Annotated in this window: 11 protein-coding genes; 3 read left to right on the forward strand and 8 right to left on the reverse strand. The window is 73.7% G+C overall.

Going from position 1 to position 15,464, the window contains the following annotated elements:
• Nucleotides 1-71: 71 nt before the first annotated feature.
• Together CLV35_RS16120 and CLV35_RS16125 are read right to left on the reverse strand one after the other, a co-directional pair.
• Nucleotides 72-1,817: a SpoIID/LytB domain-containing protein gene (locus CLV35_RS16120; RefSeq protein ID WP_183062035.1), complete on the reverse strand. Its 1,746-nt coding sequence runs from the start codon at nt 1,815-1,817 to the stop codon at nt 72-74.
• Between the two features lie 28 nt (nt 1,818-1,845).
• A complete protein-coding gene (locus CLV35_RS16125) occupies nt 1,846-3,822 on the reverse strand; it encodes a peptidoglycan recognition protein family protein (RefSeq protein ID WP_121194521.1) in 1,977 nt (658 codons plus the stop codon).
• Between the two features lie 165 nt (nt 3,823-3,987).
• On the opposite strand from CLV35_RS16125, the gene CLV35_RS16130 reads away from it, so the two are divergent.
• Both CLV35_RS16130 and CLV35_RS16135 read left to right on the forward strand, forming a co-directional pair.
• Nucleotides 3,988-5,502 carry an LCP family protein gene (locus tag CLV35_RS16130; protein ID WP_121194522.1) on the forward strand — a complete coding sequence of 505 codons (1,515 nt, stop codon included), beginning with the start codon at nt 3,988-3,990 and terminating at the stop codon, nt 5,500-5,502.
• Nucleotides 5,503-5,539: 37 nt separating this feature from the next.
• The gene (locus CLV35_RS16135) at nt 5,540-6,019 is read left to right on the forward strand and encodes a general stress protein (RefSeq protein WP_121194523.1); all 480 of its coding nucleotides are present in this window, start codon (nt 5,540-5,542) and stop codon (nt 6,017-6,019) included.
• Here the strand turns inward: CLV35_RS16135 and CLV35_RS16140 are convergent.
• The 4 genes from CLV35_RS16140 to CLV35_RS16155 all read right to left on the reverse strand — a co-directional run bounded on the left by CLV35_RS16140 (nt 5,913) and on the right by CLV35_RS16155 (nt 11,272).
• On the reverse strand, nt 5,913-6,932 hold the full coding sequence (locus CLV35_RS16140) for a DUF389 domain-containing protein (RefSeq protein ID WP_121194524.1): 1,020 nt from the start codon (nt 6,930-6,932) through the stop codon (nt 5,913-5,915). The two genes, CLV35_RS16135 and CLV35_RS16140, sit on opposite strands and share 107 nt — an antisense overlap.
• Nucleotide 6,933: 1 nt before the next feature.
• Nucleotides 6,934-7,680 (reverse strand): SDR family NAD(P)-dependent oxidoreductase, encoded by a 747-nt coding sequence (locus CLV35_RS16145; RefSeq protein WP_121194525.1) that lies wholly within the window; start codon nt 7,678-7,680, stop codon nt 6,934-6,936.
• Nucleotides 7,681-7,698: 18 nt separating this feature from the next.
• Nucleotides 7,699-9,846 carry a calcium-binding protein gene (locus tag CLV35_RS16150; RefSeq protein WP_121194526.1) on the reverse strand — a complete coding sequence of 716 codons (2,148 nt, stop codon included), beginning with the start codon at nt 9,844-9,846 and terminating at the stop codon, nt 7,699-7,701.
• A 127-nt stretch (nt 9,847-9,973) separates the two neighbouring features.
• Nucleotides 9,974-11,272: a nucleotide sugar dehydrogenase gene (locus tag CLV35_RS16155; RefSeq protein WP_121194527.1), complete on the reverse strand. Its 1,299-nt coding sequence runs from the start codon at nt 11,270-11,272 to the stop codon at nt 9,974-9,976.
• Between the two features lie 116 nt (nt 11,273-11,388).
• On the opposite strand from CLV35_RS16155, the gene CLV35_RS16160 reads away from it, so the two are divergent.
• The gene (locus tag CLV35_RS16160; protein WP_121194528.1) at nt 11,389-13,338 is read left to right on the forward strand and encodes a heparinase II/III domain-containing protein; all 1,950 of its coding nucleotides are present in this window, start codon (nt 11,389-11,391) and stop codon (nt 13,336-13,338) included.
• Here CLV35_RS16160 and CLV35_RS16165 read toward each other — a convergent pair.
• Nucleotides 13,328-14,722, reverse strand: coding sequence for a glycosyltransferase family 4 protein (locus CLV35_RS16165; protein ID WP_121194529.1), 1,395 nt, complete (start codon nt 14,720-14,722; stop codon nt 13,328-13,330). The two genes, CLV35_RS16160 and CLV35_RS16165, sit on opposite strands and share 11 nt — an antisense overlap.
• On the reverse strand, nt 14,719-15,432 hold the full coding sequence (locus tag CLV35_RS16170; protein ID WP_147431996.1) for a hypothetical protein: 714 nt from the start codon (nt 15,430-15,432) through the stop codon (nt 14,719-14,721). Before CLV35_RS16170 ends, CLV35_RS16165 begins: the two co-directional genes overlap by 4 nt.
• Nucleotides 15,433-15,464: the final 32 nt, after the last annotated feature.

A 15,464-nucleotide genomic window follows, 5' to 3' on the forward strand; every position in this document is an offset into this window, starting at 1 on the left:
AAGATTTCGGCGTGTCGCTCCCGCATCTTTAACCACACCAGTCACATAATGCACACCCTCGCCGCGGGGCGCTAGTTCGTCAGCCGCACGTAGCGCCGGACGAGGTCCATGTCCTTGCGCACGAGGTGGTACCTGCCGCGGCTCTTGACGGCCGCCAGCACCTTGGCGTGGACGGTCGAGACGCACAGCCGCGGGCCGCCGACGGGCGCGGTGCAGGTGACCGTCCAGGCGCGGCCGGCGGAGTCGGTGAACGTGCCGGGGTGCGCGTAGGCGTTGGTGTCCCACATCGGCGTCGCCTTGGCGGTGTAGGCCGTGGCCGCCGCCTGGAAGCCGGACTTGCGGATGACGCCGCCGCGGACCTTGGGGTTCGCGACGTAGTAGGTGCCGAACGGCTGCGCCACGCAGCGCAGGGTGCCCTGGTGGGTGGTGCAGCTCGTGGTCCAGTTGCGCCCGCGCAGCGTGTGCGGGCCCGCCTCGCGGTAGACGATCGAGAGGGTGGGCGGGTCGGCCACGGGCGGGGTCACGTCGAGCGTGGTCGTGCGCACCCACGAGGAGCGCAGGCCGAGCTTGCGGCGGAAGTCCTCGCCGGTGATGGTGCGTACGTTGCCGTCGCCGTCGACCGCCTGCACCTGCGTCGCGGCCCCCGACACGTCGCGCACGGTGACCGCCAGCGAGGCCAGCGACCCGAGGCCGAACGCGCCCGCCACCTGCGAGGCCGGCACCTGCACCGTCCAGCTGGCGTAGGGGTTGTTGTTCGCGTCGAGCGACCAGTGGTCGTCGACCGAGCGCGCGTAGCTCACGACCGAGCTCCACACGTCCTCGGAGTTGCGGGTGCGTCCGCCGCTCGAGGAGAAGAAGTACGCGTTGATGGGCGCCCCGCCGACCGTGGCGACGAGCCCGTTGCTGGCGTCGGTGTCGGTCGACTGCACGGCCTGGCGCCACAGGGCGCCGTAGTCGACGCCGCCGATGACCTCGGCCTCCTTCTTCCAGCCGCGGAAGACCTGGCTGTCGTCGGTGTCGTAGAGCTGGCACCCGCCGCACGACCGGATCCCCTGGGGGTGGGCCTGCACGGCGTGCACCGCGTAGGAGCGGGCGGCGATGACCTGGGCGCGCAGCGCCTGCAGCGGCCAGGACGACGGCACCTCGGCCAGGCCGAAGAGGTACTCGTCGTGCAGCACGAGGGTGTTGACGACCTCGAGGCGGCCGGACGAGCCGCCCCAGTCCTTGCTCGGGGTGATGCGCACGTCGCCGTGGCGCAGCTGGTCGCCGTTGCTGACCAGCACGGTCGCCGGCTTGTCGGCCATGCCCCGCGAGCCCGCCCACTCGACGTGGACCGAGCCGCCCGTGACGTCGGTGGCGTCGCCCTTCTGCCGCGTGACGTGCAGCGTGAGGTGGCCCTCGACGCCCTTGACGGTGGCCTTGTCGGACAGCCCGAGGTAGATCGGGTCCTTGTCGTCGACGGTGAGCCGCCAGTAGCCGCCGGGGACGCCGGCGCTGTGGGCGCTCAGCTCCACGCTCGGCACCGAGTGCGAGGTGTTGACGCGCACGTCGCCGCTGTCGTTGACCGGCGCCACCGTGGCGCCGGTGTAGTAGTAGGCGGCGATCTGCTCGCCGGTGCGGCCCTCGAGCGCCTGCCCGCGGGCGCCGTACTGGCTCATGCCGACACCGTGGCCGAAGCCCGCGCCGGTCAGGGTGGCGGTCGTGGCGACCGGGGCGGTGGCCTTGGCGTCGGCGGGGCCGGCGGAGACCGCCGCCGTCACGGGCAGGGCCACCAGGGTGGCCGAGAGGAGGCTCAGGGCTGGTCTGCGCAGTCGCACGAGGGGACCTTCCGACGGTGGAGGGGTGCTACTTGTTGACGAAGAGCCGGTAGACGCGGTTGGGCTTCCAGCGCTCGTGCTGGCGGAAGCGGACGGTGTCCTTCGCCCCTGCATGGTGCACCACCACGCGCTCCCACACGGTGGTGCGCACCTGCACGGTGCAGATCCGGGGCCCGCTCGGCACGTTGCAGGCGACCAGCCAGAGCCGGCCGTCGATCGTCTTCATGCCGGTGGTCGCGTAGGGGTTGGCGTCCCAGGCGCTCGTCCACGGCTGGCTGTAGCCGTAGCCCGTGAACATCATCGCCGTGACGTGGCGCACCTTGTGGGTCTTCGCGTCCCGCACGTAGGCGCTCGACATCGAGGACGCCGCGCACCGGTGCGTCGAGTGGTAGTCGACGCAGGTCGTGCTCCAGGCGCGGCCGCTCTGCGTCCGCTTGCCGGGCGAGGTGTAGACGACCGAGAGCTGCGGCGGCTCCGGCACCGCGGGCACGCTCGGCGGCGCGGGGGTCACCGCGCCCGTGGGCGTCAGCGCCGCCGACCCGACGGTGACCGTGGTGTCGTAGGAGCGCACCGCCCCGGCCGGGCTGGTGCTGGCGAGGGTGAGGGCGTAGGTCGCCGGCGGCGCCTGCTGGCCGCCGACCCGCAGGTCCCACGTGGCCGTCAGCGCCAGCGAGTCCGGGGTCGTCGCGCCGCTCGAGCTCGCGACGACCGCGCCGGAGGGGTCGCGGACCTGCAGCGTCCAGCTCTGCGGGTCGGAGGTGCGGGCCGAGACGGCGACCTGACCAGGGACCGCTCGGCCGTCGGCTCCCACCCCGACCTTGCCCGGGCTGACCACCGGGTCGAAGATCATCGGGCCCATGAGCTGGCTGACCCGCGCACGGATGGCGGGCAGCTTGGCGTAGAGGTTCGCCCCGGGGCACGCGGTCGCCCCGACGTCGCGGTGGCCCGAGACGACCGGCACGTCGACGCCGACGCCCGCCTTGTACTTCGAGGTGCCGCCGCCCGCGCTGACCAGGTGGGCGATGGAGTTGGGGTCGCGGTGGGCCAGGGTCAGCCGCCACGCCATGAGCTGGGACACCGACTCGACCATGGCGTCGGGCGCCTGGGCGGTCTGGAAGTTCCCCAGCTCCGAGATCGCGAAGGTGTCGCTGTTGAAGCCGCCGGTGTGGGCACCGAGGACGTTCTTGTCGATGCCGCCGGCGCGGCCCTCGTAGATCGTGCCGTACTGGTCGACGAGGTAGTTGTAGCCGATGTCGGACCACTTGTGGACCTTGGTGTGGTACGCGTACATCGCCCGCACCTGGGCCGCCGCGTCCCCAGGGCCGTAGGCGTTGGTCGAGGCGGTGTGGTGGATGAAGCCGACCTTCGGGGTGCCGGTGTAGTAGGGGCCTCCGTGGCGCAGCGACTCGTCGGCGCCCCACTGCGCGCGGGTGACGATCGTCGGCTGCGCCATGTCGGCCGAGGCCGACGAGGCGGCGCGCGACGCGCCGAGCTCGGGCAGGGCCGCGTCGGCCTTCGAGCGGCCGCCGTCGACCAGCTCGGCGCGCACCGCGCGCGGCGCGTGGGCGCCGTCGACGCGCACCTGCAGCGCGTCGGCGCCGTCGACGAGCAGCGACTCGGAGCCGGCCCGCTCGCCGCTCGCCTGCGCCCGGGCGTCGGCGCTCGAGGCGTCGGGACCGTCGTCGTCCTGGCCCAGCGCCTCCCACGCGGTCCACGCGCCGTGCTGGCGCACGCGCACCTGCACCGCGGTGTCGCGCGCCTGCGAGCCGGCGGCCCAGGTGACGGCCACCAGGTCGAAGCGCGTCGTGGGCGTCTGCGCCGAGAGCAGCACCGGCCGGTGGGCGCCCGAGACCGACGCGAGCCCGCGCGCCTCGACGCCCGACAGGGCGACCGAGCTCACGCGCGGGGCGACCGCGTGCGGCGACGGGGCCGCGCGCGTCACGACCGGCAGGGCGAGGGCCGCCGGCAGGATGCCGACGGCCAGCAGGGCTGTGGTGGGGCGCACGGTTGTCCTTGCGTCGGGGCAGCGGGCGGGCACACTCGCCGAGTCACTCTAGTAACAGGAGCCCCAGAACGGGCGGATCGGTTCAGTCCGGGAGGGTCGGGGGCGGGAACGGGGCGCACGCGCCGCACGTCGATACCCTGGACCCCCCCGAGGAGAAGGACCCACGTGCGCCGTTCGGAGTTCCGCCGCCCCTACGCGCGGCACGCGCGGGCGAAGGCGGCGTGGAAGCGGGCGCTCGTGGCCCTCACCAGCGCCCTCGCCCTGCTCGCGGTGAGCGCCGGGGGCGCTGCGGCGATCTACTACAAGCGTCTCGGCGACAACATCCACCAGGTGCAGATCGCCGACAAGCTGGGCCCCGAGAGCGAGCGTCCGCAGAACAAGCCCTCGGTGACCGCGGCCGAGAGCGGCAAGAGCCACACCGGCGCGCCCATCGACATCTTGGTGATGGGCTCGGACACCCGGGCCGGCGACAACGGCTTCGTCGGCGGCGACGAGCAGGACGGCCGCTCCGACACCACGATCCTGCTGCACATCTCGGCCGACCGGCAGGCGGCCTACGGCATCAGCGTGCCGCGCGACTCGATGGTGCAGATCCCCGACTGCATCTCGACGACGACCGGGAAGAACTACCACACCGGCACCAACCTGCACATGTTCAACGAGGCCTACACGATCGGCGGCGCCGCCTGCACCGTGAAGACCTTCGAGAAGGCCACCGGCATCCGCATCGAGCACTACGTCGTCGTCGACTTCCACGGCTTCAACGCCATGGTCAGCGCGCTGCACGGGGTCGAGGTGTGCGTGCCGCAGTCCCTCGACGACGACACGCACAACATCCACCTGCGCGCCGGGCGCAACACGATCAAGGGCAAGGAGGCGCTCGACTACGTGCGGGCGCGCTACCGGCTCGGCGACGGCACCGACGTCGGGCGCACCGAGCGCCAGCAGTACTTCATCGCCGCGATGATCCGCAAGGCGCTCAAGCAGGGCCTGACCCGACCCGACCGGCTGCTGCGCTTCCTCGACGCCGCGACCTCGTCGCTGCAGTCCGACATGAAGATCGGCACGCTGCGCAGCCTCGGCCAGGACGTCGCCGGCATCGGGCTCAGCAACATCGTCTTCACCACCATCCCGACGATGCCCTGGCCGCAGGACAAGAACCGGCTGGTCTGGACCTCGCAGGCCGACACCGTCTGGGGAGCCATCGCCGACGACCGCGACCTGCCGGGCGTCAAGCGCCACCGCAGCGCCACGGCCACGCCGACGCCGACCCCCTCCAGCACTCCGCTGCCCGTGGTCAGGACGGCCCCGTCGGCGGTGCGGGTGCGGGTCGTCGACGGCACCGGGTCGCAGGCGCACGCCGAGCAGGTGGCGGCCGACCTGCGGCTGCAGGGGTTCCAGGTCGTCGCCACCACCGTGGGCGACGACAGCAGCGTGACGCAGACGACGGTGCGCTACGACCCGGCCTACGACCAGTCGGCCAGGACGCTGAGCTCGAGCGTGCCCGGCTCGGTCCAGGAGAAGGCTCCCGAGCTCAGCCGGACCCTCGAGCTGGTCGTCGGCAGCGACTACGCCGGCACCACCGAGGTCAGGGTGGCGCGGGCGACCAGCACGCCGAAGCCCAGCAGCAGCCCGCTGGTGCTGCGCACCGCGCTCTCCGACGGCTGCAAGGCCTCGTAGCCTCGTCGCCGCGCCCGCCGGTCCGTACAGTCGGTGCATGGCTCGCACTCCGTACACCGTCCCCACTCCCCCGAGCGGCCTGCACGTCGCGACCTTCGCCACCTACGCCGAGGCGCAGCGGGCCGTCGACCACCTCGCCGACGAGAAGTTCGCCGTCGAGGGCGTGACGATCGTGGGCAGCGACCTGCAGATGGTCGAGCGCGTCACCGGCCGGCTCACCCTCGGGCGGGCCGCGATGGCGGGCGCCGCGACCGGCGCGTGGTTCGGCGCCCTGGTCGGCCTGCTGCTCGGCTCGTTCGACAGCGGCACCAACGTCCTGGCCGCCCTGCTGGGCGGCGTGCTCTACGGCGTGGTGTTCGGCGCGGTCTTCGGTGCGTCGGGCTACGCGGCGACCGGCGGGCGCCGCGACTTCACCTCGAACTCCCAGGTGGTCGCGAAGAGCTACGAGGTGCTCTGCGACTCGCGGACCGCGGAGCAGGCGCGCGACCTGCTGGCTCGCTTCTCCCTGCGCGGCTGACCCAGCCCCAGGCCGCCTCCTGCACGAGCAGCGTCACCACCGCGGCGAGCACGATGCAGGCGAGGTTGACCGCGAGCTGCACGCACGCACCGCGGGCCTGCGCGCCCTGGCCGGTGACCAGGGCCGCAGCGACCTCGGCCGCGGCCGGCACGGTCGTGACGCTGATGAAGACGCCGACCAGCGTGCTCGCCTTCGCCGCGGTGAGCGAGATCGTGCCTGCCACGCCCGCCAGCAGGGCCACGACGACGCTGAAGACGTCGGGGTCGGACACGAACGAGGTCAGCGGGCGGTGGCCCTGCACGTAGGCGTCCGGCACCTGCCCGGCGGCGTCGAGCAGCGCCACGCCCAGCGCCGTCACGGCCACCGCGACGGGGAACCCGACGAGCAGGGCACGCATCGAGAGCCACGCACTGCGCCACTCGCGGCGCACCGCAGCGACCGCGACCCCGGCCAGCGGCCCGAACTCCGGCCCCAGCACCATGGCGCCCACGATGAGCACCTGGCTGTCGGTCAGGAGCCCGACGGCCGCGATCAGGGTGGCGACGACGAGGAAGACCAGGAACGTCACCGAGAGGGTCGACTCCTCGCCGGTCGTGGCGGAGAGCTGCTCCCAGACCAGCGCGTCGCTCTCCTCGCCCGGCGCCTCGTCCCGCGCGCGCTCGACACCGGCGCCGAGGGCGGTGTCGACCGAGCCGAGGGTGATCGAGCCGGCCCGGAGCAGCGCGGGCGTGCACAGCGCGTCGAGCACCGCGTCGGCGGCCTCCCTCGCGACGTCGGCCTGCACGAGGTCGCCGGGCGGCTCGAGGGCGGCACCGCGGGTCAGCGTCACGTTGGTCGCGCCGGTCGCGGCGCGCAGGGCCGCCACCACGGCGTCCGTGCGGTCGGCCGGGCTGACGATGCGCAGGTGGAGCACGTCAGTAGTAGATCGCGCCCGGGGTGCCGCCCCCGACGGCGACCGCGTCGCCGGTGACCGCGACGCTGAGCGGCGAGGCGAGGAAGGTCACGACGGCGGCGACCTCGTCGGCGGTGACCATGCGCCCGATGCTCGTGCTGACCGGCGGCGGCGGCACGGGCGTCCGCTCGGTGACCGTGCGGCCTGGGTGCACGACGGTGACGTTGACGCCCGAGGGGCCGAGCTCGTCGGCCAGGTTCTTGGTCATGGCGGCGACCGCGACGTTGCGGATCGAGCCGGCGATCGAGCCCGTGGAGCGGGCGTTGAGCCCGCTGACGTTGACGATCCGCCCCCAGCCGGCGGCGACCATGTGGGGCGCGACCGCCCGCGCGCACCGCAGGTAGCCGAGGACCTTGGTGTCGAGCTCGGTGAGCAGCGCCTCGTCGGTCGTCGCCGCGAGGGTGGTCGGTGCGCCGGCGGAGGCCGGGCGGGCCGCCGCGTTGACCAGGACGTCGACGCCGCCCCACCGCTCGACGACCGTCGCGACCATGCGCTCCACGGCCGCGGGGTCGGTGGTGTCGGCGGAGAGCGCCAGCACGCGTACGCCGCTGGCGCCCACCGCCTCGGCCGCCTGCTCCAGCCGGTGGGGGTCGCGCGCCACCAGGGCGACGTCGGCACCCTCGGCAGCGAGGGACCTGGCCACTGCGAGCCCGATCCCCCTGCTGCCGCCCGTCACGATCGCCCGTCTGCCGCGCAGCTGGAGGTCCATGACGGCCATCCTGCCGTGCTAGCTCTTCTGCAGGACGAACCCGTAGGTGCCGGTGTGGGTGTCGTTGGTGCCGGCCGCGACGGTCAGCGTGTAGGTGCCGGTGACCGGCAGGGGCTTCACGCTGCTGTCGGTGCCGATGTAGGTGCCGAGCACGGTGCTGCCGTCGGGCGCCCTGAGCGTCGCGTAGCCGTAGTCGGAGGTCGCGTCGCTGGTCATGTGGTACTTCAGCGCCGTCCCGGCCGTGCCCGTGAAGGTGTAGACGTCGGCGGAGCCCACGCCCTCGAGGTTGCCTGCACCGGCGGCCGGCACGCCGTTGGAGACCGACTGGCCGACGGAGATCGAGAACTTCTGCGGCGCGGCGACCTTGAGCAGCCGGAAGCTGTAGGTGCCCAGGTGCACCGTGTCGCTCGTCTTGACCTTCAGCGTGTAGCCGCCGGTCGTGGGCAGCGTGATGCCGCCGCGGTCGGTGTAGCTCCAGCCGGTGTAGACCGTCGTGCCCTTGGGGTCGACGAGGGTGACCGTCGCGTACCCCTGCGTGGCGTCGGCGAGCACGTCGTAGAAGAGCACGTCGCCCGCGGTGCCCGAGAAGGTGTAGTCGTCCTCGGAGCCGACGCCCTCGAGGTTGCCCGCGCCGGTGGCCGGCTCGTCCTTCGAGACGGTGCGCCCGAGGGTGTAGGCGAAGACCTGCGGCGCCGAGACGGCCGGGCGCAGCGCCAGGCTGTAGGTGCCCGTGTGGCTGTCGCTCGCGCTCGTCAGGACCTTGAGCGTGTACGTGCCCGCTGCCGGCAGCGTGACGACCGGGCTGTCGCTGCCGATGTAGCGGTCGAACACCGTCGCGCCGGAGGGGGCGGCGAGGACGGCGCGGGCGTAGCCGGCGGTCCCGTCGGTCAGCGCGTCGAGGTAGACCTGCTGGCCGGCCGTGCCGGTGAAGGTGTAGTCGTCCTCCGAGCCGATGGCCTCGAGGTTGCCGGCACCGGCGCCCGGCACGCCGTTGGAGATCGTCGAGCCGAGCGAGTAGGCGAACTTCTGCGCCGCCGGGACGTCGACGATCCGGAAGCCGTAGGTGCCGGTGTGGTCGTCGCCCGCCGGCGAGTGCACCTTGAGGGTGTAGGTGCCCGCTGTCGGCAGCACGACAGCGCCGTAGTCGGAGAGGTAGCGGCTGAAGAGCTGGGTGCCCGTGGGCGAGGTGAGCGTGGCCTGGGCCCAGCCGCCGGTGGTGTCGGAGACGACGTCGAAGAAGGTCTTCTCGCCGGCCTTGCCGGTGAAGGTGTAGACGTCGGTGTCCTGGGGGCCCTCGATGCGGCCCTGGCCCGTCGTGGGCTTGTCGGCCGAGACCGTGGTGCCGACCGCGTAGGTGAAGGTCTGGGTCTTGGGCTGCACGACGCGGAAGTGGTGGGTGCCGGCGACCGAGCCGCTCATCGTCACGGTGTAGGTGCCGCCGATGCCCGTGAACGGCCCGGCGTTGTTCGCTCCGACGGGCGTGCCGGCCGGGATCTGCACCGCGGTGCCGTTCTTCATCGTCCACGTGAGCTTCTGGGTCGTGGTCGTCGAGGTGTTGAGGTTGTCCATGAAGAACGCGGTGCCCGAGCCCATCGAGAACGTCGCGGTGTCGAGCGCGCCGGAGGCCTCGGTGCCGGCCTTCACGTCCTCGCAGGCGTTCATCGAGTCGGTGCCGGTGTAGGCGTCGCAGGTGTCGTAGCCGCCGGCGCCGTCGATCCTGTCGTTGCCGGAGCCGCCCTTGAGCACGTTGCTGTAGCCGTCCCCGGTCAGCGTGTCGGCGTAGGTGCTGCCGGTGAGGTTCTCGACCGTCGAGAGCGTGTCGGTGCCGTAGCCGGTGGCCGTGCCGGTGGCGAGGTTCGCGGTCACCGCTCCGGGCGCGCCGCTGTAGGAGACGGTGTCCTTGCCGTCACCCCCGCAGATCGTGTCGTTGCCGCCGAGCGCGTCGATCACGTCGTCGCCGGCGCCGGCGTCGATGACGTCGTTCCCGGCGGTGCCGGTGATCGTCTCGCCCGCGGCGGTGCCGAGGATGGTGACGGTCTTGCCCTGGCAGGTGGCCGGGGTCGTCGAGGAAGGTGTCGGCGCGGAGGGCGTGGCGGCGTACGCGGGCGCCGCCGTGAGCAGCGTCAGCGTGCCCACGGTCGCGCCGAGGGCGAGGCGGAGGTCCATCGGGAGTGTCCTTCGGTGAGGTTCGAGGTCGGTGCTCGAACTCTGCCGAGGGACGCGGCCCGCGCCCACGGTGCTGGCTTGCCGTCGGGGGTGTGGCCAGCACCCCTCTTCCAGCCGGCGCCGGTCGCTAGCTGGCGCCGATGACCCGCCGTGCGACGCCGGGGAAGCGTGCGGCGTCGGTGACCCGGCGCCCGTCGACCAGCACCGTGACGCCGGGCAGGTCGTCCGAGCCGATCGTGCGGTAGTCGGCGTGGTCGGCCTGCACGACCGCCGCGTCGACCGGCTCGCCGAAGTGGTAGGCGGTGAAGCCGAGCCCCTCGAGCTCCTCGTCGGTGTACATCGGGTCCTGCACCGAGACCTGCGCCCCGCGCGCCTCGAGCGCGGCGACGGTCGGGAAGACGCCGCTGAAGGCGGTCTCCTTGACCCCGCCGCGGTACGCAGCCCCCAGCACCGCGACGCGGGCGCCGGTCAGCTCGCCGTAGGCGCCCTCGAGCAGCGCGACCGCGTAGTCGGGCATGCCGGCGTTGGCCTCGCGGGCCGCGCGCACGACCGTGGCGGCCGGGTCGTTCCAGAGGTACATGCGCGGGTAGATCGGGATGCAGTGCCCGCCGACGGCGATGCCCGGCGAGTGGATGTGGCTGTAGGGCTGGGAGTTCGAGGCCTCGATGACCTTCATGACGTCGATGCCGTTGTCGCCGGCGAAGCGCGCGAACTGGTTGGCCAGCCCGATGTTGACGTCGCGGTAGGTGGTCTCGGCCAGCTTGGCGAGCTCGGAGGCCTCGGACGAGCCGAGGTCCCAGACGCCGTTCGGCGTGGCGAGGTCGGGCCGCTCGTCGAAGTCGAGCACGGCCTCGTAGAACGCCACCCCCCGCGCGGCGCTCGCCTCGTCGATGCCGCCGACCAGCTTGGGGTAGCGGCGCAGGTCCTGGAAGACCCGCCCGGTGAGCACCCGCTCGGGGCTGAAGACGAGCGAGAAGCCCGCGGCCGAGCCGTCGGCCACCAGGCCCGAGCCCTCCTCGAGCATCGGGGCGAACCGGGTGCGGGTGGTGCCGACCGGCAGCGTCGTCTCGTAGGACACCAGGGTCCCGGGCTTGAGCCCGCGGGCGATGGACTGGGTCGCGTCGTCCATCCAGCCGAAGTCGGGGACGCCCTCGGCGTCGACGAACAGCGGCACGACGACGACGACCGCCTCGCTCTCCGCAACGGCGGCGGCCGTGTCGGTGGTCGCGCGCAGGAGGCCCGCGTCGACCGCGGCCTTCAGCTTCTCGGCGAGGAACGCCTCGCCGGGGAACGGCTCCTGGCCGGCGTTGACCAGCTCGACCGCGCGGGTGCTGACGTCGGCCCCGACCACGGTGTGGCCCTTGGACGCGAACTGCACGGCGAGGGGCAGGCCGATCTTGCCGAGTGCGACGACGCAGACCTTCACTTCAGAGCGCTCCAGACCAGGCGACACGGGCGGACGCGACAGGCTATCCGAGCCGTGTGACGCAGCCGTCACCCTTCCGGCTCAACCGACCCCGCCGGAGCACCGAAGATGGACGGGTGAGACGCCCCCTCCGCCGTGCCGTCGCCGCTCTCGCGCCCCTGCTCGGGGTCGCCTCCCTGGTCGTCCCCGCGACCTCCTCCCCCGCCTCCGCCGCCGTCGCGAGCTCCGCGCTGGGCACCTTCGCGTGCACCGGCTTCTCCGGGCTCGACAACCCCAAGATCCTCGGCAGCGCCAAGGCCGACATCGTCTCCTTCGTCATGGCCGACCGCTTCAAGGCGCCGGGCCTGCCCGCGCGCAAGGTCGGCAACGGCCACGGCGACATCACCTGGCGCCAGCCGGCGCTGGGCGTCTCCGGCCAGACCTGGCTCGCCTCGCTCAAGTGGCTCGGCCCGCTGCTCTCCGCCACGCACGACAACGCGCCCGGCGTCGGGCCGCACGGTCACGCGTACACCGCCGAGCAGAAGCAGGCGCAGTACGCCCGCGCCGCCCTCGTGACCCAGGACTGGATCCGCGACAACCCGCGCTGGGAGCAGACCGACCCGCGCAGCGCCGCCCAGGCCCCGGTCTCCGGTGCAGCGCACCGCCTGCAGTTCCTGCTCTGCCTGCGCGAGAAGGTCGGCGGCCAGCCGTGGCTCGACACCGCCATCGCCCGGCACGTGAAGTTCTTCGTCGGCCGCACCACCTCGCCGGTCTCGGACCGCGAGACCTTCGTCTACAAGACCTGGAAGCCGCCGGCCCGCTGGCCGCGTTGGAAGGGCGCCAACAACATCGGGCTCGACCAGAGCCTGGGCGTGCTCGGTGCGGCCTGCGCCCTCGGGCGGCGCGACTGGTACTCCGTCGCGGTCCGGCGCATCGACAAGCACGCCGCGCTGGTCTACGACGCCCAGGGCGTCGACAACGAGCAGGCCCCCGGCTACAGCGCCTACAACTTCGGGCTCTGGACCAAGACGCTCGACCGCCTCAACAGCTGCGGCGGGCTCTCGCAGACCGGCGTCTCGACCCGCCTCCAGAAGGCCGTCGAGTTCATCGCCGCCTCTCACCGGCCCGACGGCAGGCAGGAGCAGCTCGGCGACACCGAGGCCGTCAGCCGCCCGATCTACGGCACGGTCGCGGAGTACGCGGCGACGCAGGGCGCCTCGGGGCCGGTGCCCACGCAGCGCGTCGGGGTCTACAACGGCAGCATCGGCGGCTACGTCTTCGGGCGCAGCGGCTGGGGCGTCGACCGGCCGTTCGCGCAGGAGTCGTTCTACTCGCTGCGCTTCGGCAAGGGCCGCATCTTCCACGGCCACGACGACCACACCTCGGTGACCTACTGGGCGCGCGGGAAGCAGGTGCTCGCCGACGGCGGGCACCCGGGCTACGCCAAGGGCGCCTACCGCGACTACATCCTCTCGCCGCAGGCCCACAACGTCGTCACCGCGACCGCGCCGTTCGACCGGCTCGCCGCGACGAAGCTCACCTCGAGCGTGCAGTCCGACGCGGGCGACGCCTACACCGTCTCCGACACCGCCTACGCGGGCGTGACCCGCCAGCGCAGCGTGCTCGCGGTCCTCCCGCCGCAGCAGGACGTGATGCTCGTCGCTGACACGCTGACCTCGGCGACCCGCCACCGGTACGACCAGCTCTGGCACCTGGGCCCGCAGTTCGCGGCGACGGTGGCCGGCGGGCGGGCCAGCGCGGTGAGCGGCGACACGCAGGTCTCGGTCGTGCCGATCGTGCTGCCGGGCGCCGCGGCCCCCCGCGTCACGATCACCCGCGGCTCGACCAAGCCGCTGCAGGGCTGGATCTCGCCGGAGTTCTACGTCCACGAGAAGGTGAGCACGGTCGACGTCGCGGCCACCGGCGCGCGGGCGACGATCCTCACCGCCGTGGTGCCGGCGGCTGCGGGTGCTGCCGTCGAGACCTCGGCGGTTGCGAGCCCGGCCGGCGGCTGGGACGTCGCGGTGAGCGTCGGCGGCGAGGCCACCGTCGCCCACCTCTCGGCGACGGGGCAGCTCAGCCGCTGATGAGCCGCGCGAACTCGGCCGCGACCACCCGCACGTCGAAGCGGGCGAGCGCCTGGCCCTGCGCCTCGGCGGCCAGCTGGGGCCAGGTGCCGGCCTCGACGGCGTCGGCGATGGTGCGCGCCATCGCGTCGGGGTCGCCCTGCACCCAGCGCGGGTCGTAGATCGTCTCGACGCCCGCCCAGTCGCGCAGCACCGGCACCCCGCCGCTGGCCATCGTCTCGGCCGGCGCCAGGTGGAAGCTCTCGTCGTCGCTGGTCGAGAGCATCCAGCCGATCTTGCGCAGCCACGCGCCCACGTCGCTGCCGTAGGCGTCGAAGACGACGCCGTCAGCGAGCAGCGGGCTGCGGCGTACGCGGTGGAGCGCCGCGTCGAACGCCGCCCGCTCCTGCTCGTCGCGCCAGGCGTAGGGCACGTCCCACACCGGCCGCGACTTCACGAACAGGGTGAAGCGGGGGTCCCGGCTCCGCAGGCGCTCGACGACGTCGAGCGCGAGGTCGAGCCGCTTGCGGCGGGGCACCGCGCCCATGAGCCCGAGCGCGAACTCGGCGCCGGGCAGCTTGTGCCGGGCGAGCACCGTCGCGTCGACGTAGTTGGGCACGACCGTGACCTTCTCGGCCGGCCAGCCGGTGGTCTCGCGGGTGAGCCGGGCGTAGTGCCCGCTCACGCAGACCACGGCGTCGACGGCGTCGATGTCGATCGCCTTCCACCACTCGGAGTAGAGCTCGGCGCGGTGCAGCCGCACGACCAGCCGGCTGCCGGACCGCTTGTGGGTGCTGTAGAACGCGGCCACCGGGCTCGCCCACTCGCACACCACCACGTCGGCCCACTCGGCCAGCGCGCGGCTGACCTCCTGGTCGTGGCGGGCGAACGACGGGACGGAGTCGACCCGCACCTCGAGCGCCGGGTCCGAGCGCCAGTCCTCCAGCAGGGCGTCGAGGAAGTGCAGCGCGTGGCCGGCGACGACCAGCTTGCGGCGCCCTCCCGCGCCCTGGTGGGCGGGGAAGCTGCGCGCGAGCAGCGCCTCGACGGCGGTCTGCAGCACCTCGGCGGGCGCGTCCCACGGCAGGACGACGCCGCGCTTGGCCGCGTCCGGGACACCCGCGTCGAGCAGGCCGCGGGTGCGCTCGTCGGGCGAGACGACCCAGCGGGCATGGGCCGCCGCGGCCGCGACGTGCCCTGGCGGGGCAGCGAGCAGCTCGAGCGGACCGGGCAGGTCGCTCGCCAGCAGCCACAGCCTGCCCTCGCTGCCCTCGAGCGCGCGGGGGCTCAGGACGAGGTCGGCGTCCGCCACCTGCTCCACCAGCTCGACGCCGCACGCCTGCAGCGCTGCCGTCAGCTGCTGCGGCGCGTCGCGGACGACCGCGCGCAGGCCCTGCCGCCTCACGACGCCGCCTGCTCGAGCACGGCCAGGAGCTCCGCGGGGTCCTCGCTGGCGACGACGCGGTCGAACAGCGGCGCGAGCTCGTCCCAGCCGGTCGAGGCCCACAGCACGGTGGTCGCGCCGCCTGCCGAGGCCGCGCGGAGGAGGGCGAGCAGCGTACGGTCCCGCTCCGGCGCAGCGAAGGTGCCGAGGTGCGCCCACGGGCCGAGCACCGCGGCGCCGGCGTCGACGAGCAGCACCTCGGGCGCGACGGCGCCGAGCACCGCCTCGGCGTCGTCGGGGCGCAGGCGCGTGAGGTGCACCGCCGGGCGCAGCAGGTCGGCGCTCTCCTGCGCCAGGATGCCGGCGACCACCGGGCGGGTACGCGGCACGGCCACCCGCGCGTACCCCTCGAGCAGGCGGGCGCCGAGCTGGTCGCCCGCGGCGGCGGGCACGGGTGGCGGAGGCGGCGGGTCGAGCGGCGTCGCGGTGCGGCGCGCGCCGCGGGCGCGCCACCGGCGGCCGAGGCCGACCAGCTCGCGCGGCACGGTCAGCGGCGCGCGGCGCGGGTCCTTGGCGCCGGCGATGAGCACCTGGGCGACCTGCACCGCGGTGGAGCTCTCCAGCCGGCGCAGGCGCGCGGCGGTGCGGGCCAGCTCGGCCTCGGTCTCGCGCAGCCGGCGCGCCAGCTCGGCGGTCGCCAGCATGGGGCTCTCGGGCGAGGGGTCGGGCACGCCCGGCAGGCTACCGGGCGGGCGTCCCCTAG

The sequence above is a fragment of the Motilibacter peucedani genome (assembly GCF_003634695.1).
Taxonomy (GTDB): domain Bacteria; phylum Actinomycetota; class Actinomycetes; order Motilibacterales; family Motilibacteraceae; genus Motilibacter; species Motilibacter peucedani.

What these genes read in the sequence shown, in the direction of transcription:
- CLV35_RS16135 (WP_121194523.1), top strand. Translation starts at nt 5,540, where the DNA reads ATGGCTCGCACTCCGTACACCGTCCCCACTCCCCCGAGCGGCCTGCAC.
- CLV35_RS16145 (WP_121194525.1), bottom strand. Translation starts at nt 7,680, where the DNA reads ATGGACCTCCAGCTGCGCGGCAGACGGGCGATCGTGACGGGCGGCAGC.
- CLV35_RS16150 (WP_121194526.1), bottom strand. Translation starts at nt 9,846, where the DNA reads ATGGACCTCCGCCTCGCCCTCGGCGCGACCGTGGGCACGCTGACGCTG.